Annotated in this window: 9 protein-coding genes; 8 read left to right on the forward strand and 1 reads right to left on the reverse strand. The window is 63.6% G+C overall.

Annotation, left to right across the window (positions count from 1 at the left end; all coding sequences use genetic code 11):
* The first annotated feature begins 12 nt into the window (after positions 1 to 12).
* Together LJE91_13190 and LJE91_13195 are read left to right on the forward strand one after the other, a co-directional pair.
* Positions 13 to 504: a YMGG-like glycine zipper-containing protein gene (locus LJE91_13190; protein MCG6869639.1), complete on the forward strand. Its 492-nt coding sequence runs from the start codon at positions 13 to 15 to the stop codon at positions 502 to 504.
* A 26-nt stretch (positions 505 to 530) separates the two neighbouring features.
* On the forward strand, positions 531 to 956 hold the full coding sequence (locus LJE91_13195) for a hypothetical protein (GenBank protein ID MCG6869640.1): 426 nt from the start codon (positions 531 to 533) through the stop codon (positions 954 to 956).
* 218 nt (positions 957 to 1,174) lie between these two features.
* Here the strand turns inward: LJE91_13195 and LJE91_13200 are convergent, their stop codons facing one another.
* Complete coding sequence (locus tag LJE91_13200) at positions 1,175 to 1,588, reverse strand: hypothetical protein (GenBank protein ID MCG6869641.1); 414 nt, start codon at positions 1,586 to 1,588, stop codon at positions 1,175 to 1,177.
* Between the two features lie 278 nt (positions 1,589 to 1,866).
* Here LJE91_13200 and LJE91_13205 point away from each other — a divergent pair, with 278 nt between their 5' ends.
* The 6 genes from LJE91_13205 to egtD all read left to right on the forward strand — a co-directional run bounded on the left by LJE91_13205 (position 1,867) and on the right by egtD (position 9,313).
* Positions 1,867 to 2,040, forward strand: coding sequence for a hypothetical protein (locus LJE91_13205; GenBank protein ID MCG6869642.1), 174 nt, complete (start codon positions 1,867 to 1,869; stop codon positions 2,038 to 2,040).
* The gene (gene prpC, locus LJE91_13210; GenBank protein ID MCG6869643.1) at positions 2,037 to 3,194 is read left to right on the forward strand and encodes a 2-methylcitrate synthase; all 1,158 of its coding nucleotides are present in this window, start codon (positions 2,037 to 2,039) and stop codon (positions 3,192 to 3,194) included. Before LJE91_13205 ends, prpC begins: the two co-directional genes overlap by 4 nt.
* Complete coding sequence (locus LJE91_13215) at positions 3,191 to 4,639, forward strand: bifunctional 2-methylcitrate dehydratase/aconitate hydratase (GenBank protein MCG6869644.1); 1,449 nt, start codon at positions 3,191 to 3,193, stop codon at positions 4,637 to 4,639. Before prpC ends, LJE91_13215 begins: the two co-directional genes overlap by 4 nt.
* A gap of 446 nt (positions 4,640 to 5,085) precedes the next feature.
* Positions 5,086 to 6,564, forward strand: coding sequence for an LPP20 family lipoprotein (locus tag LJE91_13220; protein ID MCG6869645.1), 1,479 nt, complete (start codon positions 5,086 to 5,088; stop codon positions 6,562 to 6,564).
* Positions 6,565 to 7,067: 503 nt separating this feature from the next.
* Positions 7,068 to 8,297: an ergothioneine biosynthesis protein EgtB gene (gene egtB, locus LJE91_13225; GenBank protein MCG6869646.1), complete on the forward strand. Its 1,230-nt coding sequence runs from the start codon at positions 7,068 to 7,070 to the stop codon at positions 8,295 to 8,297.
* Positions 8,298 to 8,341: 44 nt separating this feature from the next.
* The gene (gene egtD, locus LJE91_13230) at positions 8,342 to 9,313 is read left to right on the forward strand and encodes an L-histidine N(alpha)-methyltransferase (protein ID MCG6869647.1); all 972 of its coding nucleotides are present in this window, start codon (positions 8,342 to 8,344) and stop codon (positions 9,311 to 9,313) included.
* Positions 9,314 to 9,703: the final 390 nt, after the last annotated feature.

Consider the following 9,703-nt stretch of genomic DNA (forward strand, 5'->3'; position numbering starts at 1 on the left):
TTCGAGAGGATCATGATGAACAAGACCCTGACGGCCCTGGGGCTGGCGATCGCAACGGGAATTGCCGCAAGCTCGGCGTTGGCCAGCGCCATCGTCTATCCCGCCAAGGGCCAGAGCAACGAGCAGATGGAAAAGGACAAGTCGGAGTGTTACGGCTGGGCCCAGCAGCAGTCCGGGTTCGATCCGGCGAATCCCCCGAAGGTCACCGTGCAACAGGCACAAAGCGGTTCCACCGGCCGGGGTGTCGCGGGAGGCGCCGCTCGTGGAGCGGCGCTTGGGGCCATCGGCGGAGCCATTGCGGGCAACGCCGGCAAGGGAGCGGCTATCGGCGCGGCGACGGGCGGCGCCTTCGGGGGCATGCGCAGCCGGCAGTCGACGCGACACGCCCAGAACCAGTACGAACAGCAGGTCCAGCAACAGCAGGCGCAGATCGACAAGCTTCGTGACACCTACGACAGGGCCTTCAAAGCCTGCATGAGCGGGCGCGGCTACACCATCAACTGATGCGGCACCAAGGAGACAAAGGCAAGATGATCAGGACGGCAATCTCGGCGCTGCTTGCGTCGACAGCGGTGGGGAATATCGCACTCGCGGGGGACTTCGACGGTGAGAAGCCGCTGGTGTGCTCATCGATCCAGGCCATCGAGTGTGCGATCGGAGATTGCTCCCTGGGGCTCGCCGAGGACATCGACGCCCCGCAGTTCTTTCGGATCGATTTCAATGCCGGGACCATCGAGACGATCGCACAGGGAGAGCACAAGCGAATCTCGAAGATAAAACACCGCGACACCCTCCAGGGCAAGTTCGTGCTGCAGGGCGCCGAGGATGGGGACGACATGGACAACCCGGGTGTGGCCTGGAGTCTTGCCATCGACTCGGAATCGGGAAACATGGTGCTTACCGCTTCCGGTGACGAGGTGGGATTCATCATGTTCGGGGCCTGCACCACCCTTTGACTGGAATCAAGATCGGACTCGAACTCGCATTCTCATCGGTATTCTCAGTTCCTCCCGATCTTCGTGACCTCCGACCCAAAAACCTTGTTGCAATTGACGAGATGCGCAATCCAAAGGTGCTGACACCCGGGCTTTTTGTTTCCGGCGGTAGAAGCCCACGTGACCGTTCAGGCGAAATGCAGAATGTTGAACTAGACTCGCAACTCTGACCCAGGCGATCAGGCGAGATAGGTCCTGGCCATCGGATCGACCCGCTCGATCAGCTCAACCGCCATCGGGATGCGGTGCGTCGGGATATCGAGTATCAGCAAACAACCCCGTGAGCCGATCCGCATCAGAAACGGGACGAGGTTCCTGTTGGGCATGTTGCGCGTAATAACCCCCGTGACGATTGCGCCGAATGCCGCACCTGCCGCGGCCAGGTAGAGCCAGGTGCCGTTCGTTTCGGTCAGCGCTGACACGGGCGCATGGGCCGCCGCGAAGTAGCCGCCGAGTGCGCCGGCGAGTCCGCCCACACCCGCGCCGAGGATGACGCCGTGCCCCACGTCGGTGGTCTGTAGCAGGGTCGCCCTACGGATCCCCGCGAATTCCTTCCGTCCCCGGTTGACCATGCATATGTGACGTCTGGACATGCCAGCCTCGAGCAACCGATCCATCAGCCGGGGGCAGCGGCTCGAATCGGGCAGAAGGCAGTAGAGCGTCTTGCGCATAGGGTGGTGCCGATATCATTGACACAGTCCGGTATATTGCTAGAAAGGAATTGAGCAAGACGCATGCCGATGGATGGGGTGCCCCGATCGGGTCGTTTGCGCCATATCAGGCACCTCTACGGTGCGGCACCGACACAATCCGGTGCAGTCTTAACAGCAACCGTATCCGCGGCGGGCAATAACGCCGCATGGAGTGATCGATGCCGTCGACTGTCACGCCGGGCGCGAGGTTCCGAACCGCGATTCGGGATGAACGGCCATTACAGAACGTGATCGTTGACATGCAGACCCGCCAGGCGTTGTACGAGCGCCTCGACTATTACCGATACGAGCATCGCCTGGACGACGGTGGCGAACCGGGAGAAGGAGAATGACGGAATCCGGCAGGCCGGACGGGACACTGGGCTCGCGAAAACGCTCGGTGGCCTTGTCCGGCCAGGTGGCGGGGAACACCGCGATCTGCACCGTCGGGCACTCGGGTGATGACCTGCATTATCGCGGATACGACATCCTCGACCTGGCGCGTGAGGCGACCTTCGAGGAGGTGGCGTGGCTGCTGCTTCGCGGCGAACTGCCGGACGGGTCGACACTGGCGGCGTATCGCCGCAGACTGCTGGACCTGCGTGGCCTGCCCGGGCCCCTTTGTACCGTCCTCGAACAGCTGCCTGCCGCAACGCATCCCATGGACGTCCTGCGGACCGGTGTGTCGGCCCTTGGGGTGTTGGAACCGGAGCCGGAAGCCCACAATACCGATGATGCGATGGCGATCTCGGACCGCCTGCTCGCCGTCATGGGGCCGATACTGCTGTACTGGTTTCATGCCGCTAGCGGGTGCCACATCGAGACATCCTGCGAGGAGTCCTCGATTGCAGGCAGCTTTCTGCGACTGTTGCACGACAAGCCGGTCGATCCGCGCGACCGCCGCGCCCTGGACCGTTCGCTGATCCTCTACGCCGAGCACGAGTTCAATGCCTCGACGTTTACCGCACGCGTGATCGGGGGGACGGGTTCGGACATCTACTCCGCGATAACGGGTGCGATCGGTGCGCTGCGCGGTCCGCGACACGGCGGCGCCAACGAGGCCGCCCTGGCAGTGGTGCAGCGATATTCAAACCCGGATCAGGCGGCGGAGGACATCGGTCGCAGACTGGAGAACAAGGAGATCGTCATGGGTTTCGGGCATCCCGTCTACACCCGTTCGGACCCGCGCAACCCGGTCATCAAGGAAATTGCGCGCGAACTCGGCGAACGGAAAGGCAATACGCTGCCGTTCCGTGTCGCCGAGGCCATCGAGGGGGTGATGAAGATGCGCAAGGGGATGTTCCCGAACCTGGACTGGTACTCGGCGCCGGCCTATCGGATGCTCGGCGTGCCGACCGCGATGTTCACCCCGCTGTTTGCGATGGCCCGGGTGGCCGGCTGGTGCGCCCACGTGACGGAGCAGCGCAGCGACGGTCACATCATTCGCCCCAGCGCGAACTACACCGGCCCGGACCCGCGTCCCTATCCGCCGATCGAAGGGAGATGACCATACCACACAGGGACGACGCCAGGCAGGCGGATCTGCTGGACCGCATCGCGGACTACGTCTGTGACTACGAGCCGTCCGGCGAAACGGCGCGCGAGACCGCGCGCCTGTGTCTGCTCGACGCCATGGCCTGCGCATTGCAGGCGCTCGATATTTCAGCCTGCGCCCGACTGCTCGGACCCGACGTTCCGGGAACCGTTGTACCCGACGGCATACCGGTTCCGGGGACGGGATTCCGCCTCGACCCGGTGACGGCGGCCTTCGACATCGGCATCCTCATCCGCTGGCTGGACTTCAACGACACCTGGTTGGCGGCCGAGTGGGGACACCCCTCCGACAATCTCGGTGGCGTCCTTGCCGTTGCCGACTACCGTGCGCGACGCGCCGCGCAGGAAGGCCACCATCCGCTTTCCGTCGACGACGTCTTGACGGCGATGATCAAGGCCTACGAGATACAGGGCGTGATCGCACTGGAGAACAGCTTCAACCGGGTTGGCCTGGACCACGTCATGCTGGTCAAGGTGGCGACCGCCGCGGTCGCCACAGCCCTGCTGGCCGGGTCGAGGCGGGAAGTCGCCGCGGCGCTCTCACAGGCCTGGATCGACGGCCAGAGTCTGCGCGTCTACCGCCACGCCCCCGATACGGGGCCACGGAAGTCCTGGGCTGCCGGTGACGCCACGAGCCGTGGCGTGCGCCTCGCGCTGTTGACACTTCGAGGCGAGCCGGGATATCCGGGCGCCCTGACCACACCGGTCTGGGGATTCCAGGACGTTGCCTTCGGTGGCAATCCCCTCGTCGTCGATCGCGCTTTTGGTTCGTACGTGATCGAGAACATCCTGTTCAAGGTTGCCTTTCCGGCAGAGTTCCACGCCCAGACCGCCGTCGAATGCGCATTCGCGCTGCAAGCCGAGGTAGCGGGGCGGCTGGACGAGGTCGAGCGGGTGGAGATCGCCTCCCAGGCCCCGGCACTGCGGATCATCGACAAGCATGGGCCGCTGCGCAACCCGGCGGACAGAGACCACTGTATTCAGTACATGGTGGCCGCGGGCCTGATCTTCGGTGAGCTTGACGCGTCGCATTACGAGGACGCGGTGGCGGCCGATCCGCGTATCGACGCCCTGCGGGAGAAGATGCAATGCACGGAGGACCCGAATTACAGCCGGGACTATCTCGCTCCCGAAAAGCGCGCCATCGCCAATGCCGTCCAGGTGTTCTTCCGTGACGGCTCCCGCACACGGAAGGTCGAGGTCGAGTATCCGCTGGGCCATCCCCGCCGCAGGACCGAGGCGCTCCCCCTGCTGCGCGAGAAATTCGAGTCCAGCGTCAGACGCCGCTACCCACCCGCGCAGGCTGACCGGATCCGGGAGATCTGTTCGGACACCGAAGCGCTAAGGGCAATGCGCGCCGACGAATTCATGGACCTGTTCACCAGCACCGAAATTTAGTACCCGCAGGGTGGACAAGTGCAGCGCAGTCCTCCATAGCCGGGATTTCCGGGTCGCGACTTCCTGCAGAAGGCCCTGCACATGAGCCAGATCTTGGCGTGGACACGCCAGATGACGTCGAACCACGTCCTGTTCCGGTTCGACAGCTGTTTCTCGGGCACCGTGCTGCAGAGCAAGGCGGTTCGGCAACCCCGCCGCATCAGCAAGAAGACGTGAATGCCGATGGCCGGCGTGTCGCACGGGGCTGATCCTGGGCCAACGTCCCGCGCTGGGTGCGATCGGCCAACCGCAACAGGAACACGCCGAACAACCGGGACGACAAGCCTGGTTTCCGTCTCGCCCAGTCCACCGGGTTTGTGTCTTGCGTTCGATTGGTGGACTGCGCTATCGCTTGTCCACCCTACAATTTTTAAAATCCACGTGGCTCACTTCTGGAGAGTCGACCATTGCGACGTTCACAGATCTTTGTGCTGACTTTGCTCCTTCTGGCCACACCCCTGTCGGCCAAGACCCTGACTGGCGAGGGTTACGGCAAGAGCCAGGAGCAGGCGCGCAAGCGGGCACTCGCGGATCTGGCCGCTGCGGTGCAGGTGGAGGTCAAGAGCGAGACGGCGTCGCACTGCGAAAAGGTGCGCGGGAAGCCCTCCGGGCAGAAGGCCGGTTGCAGCTTCGAGGAGGCGATCCGCACCCAGTCCGATCTTCCCCTGCTGGGAGTCAGGTTCGAGTCGCTGCCGGTGGTCGTGGCCGGTGAGCGGGGGCAGTCCGCTACCCTCGATTCGGTCCGCGCGACGGGTCTCTACCGCACTGAGCTGAACGCGCTGCGGCGTAACATGCTCGACCGCGAAAAGGCACTGGAGGCGGCAAAGGACAACGATGCACGGTATCGCCTGCTGAACGAGCAGCTCACCGACGCGCGCCAGTACCAGTACCGGCGCTACCGCGCCGTGGCCACGATCCTCGGCGACCGGGGTACGCTGCCGGCGCCGGCCAGTGAGGCGGAACTCTCGGCACGCCTGATCGCGCTGGAGAAAGGTGCCGACAGCATCCCCTTCGCCGCGCGGCAGCTCGCCCGCGGGTTCAAGCGTCCCGCCGTCTACGTTCATCCCCCGAGGCACCGGGACGCGGTGGAGATCACGCCGTTTGCGGCGGCATTTCGGGATGCCCTGGCCGGAAACCTCAAATCGGTGGCGCGCCGTGACAAGGCGCAATACCTGATGACCGGCGAGTACCAGATCCTCGACGACGGCGACATCCACGTCAGCTATCAGCTTATCGACCGCCGCGGGAAGATCATCGCGACCCGCGGGGTACGCCTGGACAAGCAGGGCTGGCGGGGTTTCCGCGCCGAACCCCTGGCACCGGACCTCGACAGGCTGATCCACCAGGGTGTTGCGGTCAGTAACGAGTTTCGCGTCGTACTGGGAACCGATCGGGGTTCGAGGGATCTGCTCTTTCGTGAGGGTGAGACCGTGCGACCGGAGATTACCATGAGTCGTCCCGGTTACTACTACATCGTCGGTCACGTGGCCAGGGAAGGGGAACAGTACTCCTTCCTGCTTGACCGGGGCGAGGGCGAGGGCGAGGGTGGGGAAGGGGCCTGGCGATTTCTGCGATACCTGTCGCTGGGTCAGGTCAACCGCCCTGCGGTGCTCGGTGAATTCGTGGTGTGCAGGCCTTTCGGGGTGGAGCACCTGCAACTGATCGCGGCCAGTGAGTCACTGGAGGGCAGTGTCCCGCAAACCCGGTGGGACAAGACGCTCGGCTACCATGTTCTGACGGGAAGCCAGGGCGATGCCGGCAGCGGGGTCGTGGCGGCCCGTGGGCTTCGCCCGAAGCCGACCCAAAAGACGGCGTCCGCCGAAGCGGACCTGACCTTCACCACCCTGCCCGGAAAGAACGGCGAGGACGCGCCCGGATGTCGTTAGGGACTCCGTCGCGGAAAATTACCGCGGTGCCTGACGGATTGACATCCCGCGCGGCAGGTCATTGCTGAATCGCCCCTTCAGCTCGGGATGCTGCTGCCCGTCCGTCGCTGCCGGTACCTTGGCAATCACTATGCCGGGTTCGTCACCCACGTCTCCCCGTACGACATCGACGATCCGATGTGGGGACTCTGATGATGTGTGGACAGTCGGTGAAACGGACATTACCTGATTGCGAAGGGTGCATTTTGGGTATTCCGGCAGCACGCGTTACACTACGCCGCCATCGTCCTGGCATCGGTCGCTACCTTCGGCCCCATGACGTATCTGTTGCGGGGTGGAGGGTCATCGACCGGTCCGCCAGCCAAGGCCACGGTTGCCGTCCATGGAAAGAGGAGTCGCGTTCGCCGGTGTCCGGCAGGCTCGCGAAATCGCCGATGACGAACTCCCGGAATTCTGCTGCCATTCCCCATTCTGACACGCTCGATCGGGCCGAGGCCGCGTCGATGTACCGGCGCATCAGGCAGGCCAGCGAGACCCTGGCCGCGCCGCTCGAGATCGAGGACTATGTGATTCAGGCCACGCTGGAGGCGAGTCCGCCCAAGTGGCACCTCGCGCACGTCTCCTGGTTCTTCGAGACCTTTCTGCTGAGTCCCTTCCTCAAGGGCTATCAGGTCTTTCATCCCGATTTCCGCTACATCTTCAATTCCTACTACGACCAGATCAGCGGGGGGTATTTCCCGCGCCCGCAGCGCGGCCTGCTGTCGCGGCCCACCGTCGCGGAGGTGTACCGCTACCGGCAATACGTCGACGGGCACATGGAGAAGTTGATTCGCACCGTGTCCGACAAGGACTGGCCACAGGTCAACGACAGGCTTCGTATCGGTGTCAATCACGAACAGCAGCACCAGGAACTGCTGCTGACCGATATCAAGTTCAACCTCGCCTTCAACCCCCTGCGTCCCGCCTACCGGTCGGACCTGCCCGCGAGCGAGCCACGCAACGTGCCCGATACGCAATGGATGCCCTTCGACGGCGGGCAGGCGACGATCGGGTTCTCCGGTGACGGATTCGCCTTCGACAACGAGGTCCCCGGCCACAAGGTGACCCTGGGGGACTACCGGCTGTCCAGCCGGCCCGTGACGAATGCGGGGTATCAGGAGTTCATCGAGGACGGTGGCTACGGGAATCCCGCCTTGTGGCTCGCGGACGGTTGGAGGATCGTGCGCACCGAAGACTGGACGGCGCCGCTGTACTGGGAGCGGCGCGACGGGGTCTGGGTCACCATGACCCTCGGCGGCCCCAGGCCGGTCGCCGCGACCGAACCGGTTGTCCATGTGAGTTACTACGAGGCGGACGCCTACGCGACCTGGGCGGGTAGGCGGTTGCCGACCGAGGCGGAGTGGGAGAATGCGGCCGGGACGGTTCCGGTGAAGGGCAATTTCGTCGAGAGCGGTTATCTGCATCCGCTGCCCGCCGCCGGCGAGGGAGAACTGCTGCAGATGTATGGCGACGTTTGGGAGTGGACGCAGTCGGCCTATCTGCCGTATCCAGGATACGCTCCGCCAGACGGTGCGCTGGGCGAATACAACGGCAAGTTCATGTGCGGACAGATGGTCATGCGTGGAGGGTCCTGCGCCACACCGACCGATCACATCCGACCCAGCTACCGGAACTTTTTCTATCCCCGGGACCGATGGCAATTCAAGGGGTTTCGCCTGGCGGAAGACGCATAGAAGCCCGCCGCAAAGAACAGCAAAAAAAGACCGCAAGCGAAGTCATGGCAAAACAGATCGATTTCTACGATTTTCATCCCACACTTGCCGACTTCAAGACCGAGGTCCTGGGGGGCCTTTCCCGGTCACCCCGCCACATCCCGCCGAAGTTCTTCTACGATCGGGAAGGGTCGCGCCTGTTCGATGCGATCACCGAACTGCCGGAGTACTACCCGACGGTGACGGAAATCCGAATCCTGCGCCAGCACGGTAAGGAGATCGCGGCGCACGTGGGTCGGGACGCCCTGCTGCTGGAACTTGGCAGCGGCAGCAGCCGGAAGATACGCACCCTGCTCGATGCGCTCGCCCCGGCCGTCTACATGCCGATCGACATCTCCCGCGAACACCTGATGGCGTCGGCACAGGACCTCTCGGCAAGCTATCCCGCACTGGAGGTGCACGCGGCATGCGCGGACTATTCCAGCCATTTTGCACTGCCGTACTCTCCTCCGGACGACCTCCGACGCGCGGCGTTCTTTCCGGGTTCGAGCATCGGGAACTTCGATCCCGCGGACGCGGCCGCGTTCCTGCGGCGGATCGCCGCGATGGTGGGCGAGGGGGGACGGTTGCTGATCGGGGTCGACCTGAAGAAGGACAGGGACCGCCTGGAGGCCGCCTACAATGACAGCCGGGGCGTGACGGCCGCATTCAACCTCAATCTGCTGCGCCGCATCAACCGGGAACTTTCCGGCGACTTCGACACCGAGGCATTCTCTCACAGGGCGTTCTATGATGCGGAACAGGGGCGGATCGAAATGCATCTGGTCAGCCGCATCGCGCAGATCGTGACCGTCGCGGGTCGGGCTTTCCGGTTCGCGGCGGGGCAGACTGTACATACTGAAAATTCGTACAAGTTCACCGTTGACGAGTTTCAGCGGCTGGCCTCGGAATCCGGGTTCGAGCCCGAGTGTGTCTGGACGGATGACGATGGCCTGTTCAGCGTACACTGCCTGAGGAGTTACGGCACCACCGATTGAGCGGGGCTCTTCTCGCCGCGGGGTCGTCGTACCAAGAGGAAAGTGAGCGACACCGAGTTCGACTGGCAGGCGTATTTCTTCGATCCGTCACAGAACGCGAGACCCTGATCGCGCTGGGCCCAGGTAGGTCAGGCGGCACTTGGAGATAATAGTGTCGTCAAGATATTCACTACTGGCGACGAAACCTCTTGTTACCAAGTCTTTCTGGTATACGATCGGCAGAGAACGCACAATCAATCGAGAGATCACCCTAGGCTCTGTTGACATTTGTCTGGGCGAGTGGATTTTCGAGGGATTTTTCGTCCTGACAAGGCGGATTCGATGCGCAATGCCGCCCCATTGCAAGTCGAATCCAACGCCGTCAGGGCGGAAAAGATCCGTAAAGCCGCC

This window comes from Gammaproteobacteria bacterium (assembly GCA_022340215.1).
Taxonomy (GTDB): Bacteria; Pseudomonadota; Gammaproteobacteria; order JAJDOJ01; family JAJDOJ01; genus JAJDOJ01.

What these genes read in the sequence shown, in the direction of transcription:
- egtD (MCG6869647.1), top strand. Translation starts at nt 8,342, where the DNA reads ATGGCAAAACAGATCGATTTCTACGATTTTCATCCCACACTTGCCGAC.
- egtB (MCG6869646.1), top strand. Translation starts at nt 7,068, where the DNA reads ATGTACCGGCGCATCAGGCAGGCCAGCGAGACCCTGGCCGCGCCGCTC.
- LJE91_13215 (MCG6869644.1), top strand. Translation starts at nt 3,191, where the DNA reads ATGACCATACCACACAGGGACGACGCCAGGCAGGCGGATCTGCTGGAC.
- LJE91_13195 (MCG6869640.1), top strand. Translation starts at nt 531, where the DNA reads ATGATCAGGACGGCAATCTCGGCGCTGCTTGCGTCGACAGCGGTGGGG.
- LJE91_13190 (MCG6869639.1), top strand. Translation starts at nt 13, where the DNA reads ATGATGAACAAGACCCTGACGGCCCTGGGGCTGGCGATCGCAACGGGA.
- LJE91_13200 (MCG6869641.1), bottom strand. Translation starts at nt 1,588, where the DNA reads ATGTCCAGACGTCACATATGCATGGTCAACCGGGGACGGAAGGAATTC.
- LJE91_13205 (MCG6869642.1), top strand. Translation starts at nt 1,867, where the DNA reads ATGCCGTCGACTGTCACGCCGGGCGCGAGGTTCCGAACCGCGATTCGG.
- prpC (MCG6869643.1), top strand. Translation starts at nt 2,037, where the DNA reads ATGACGGAATCCGGCAGGCCGGACGGGACACTGGGCTCGCGAAAACGC.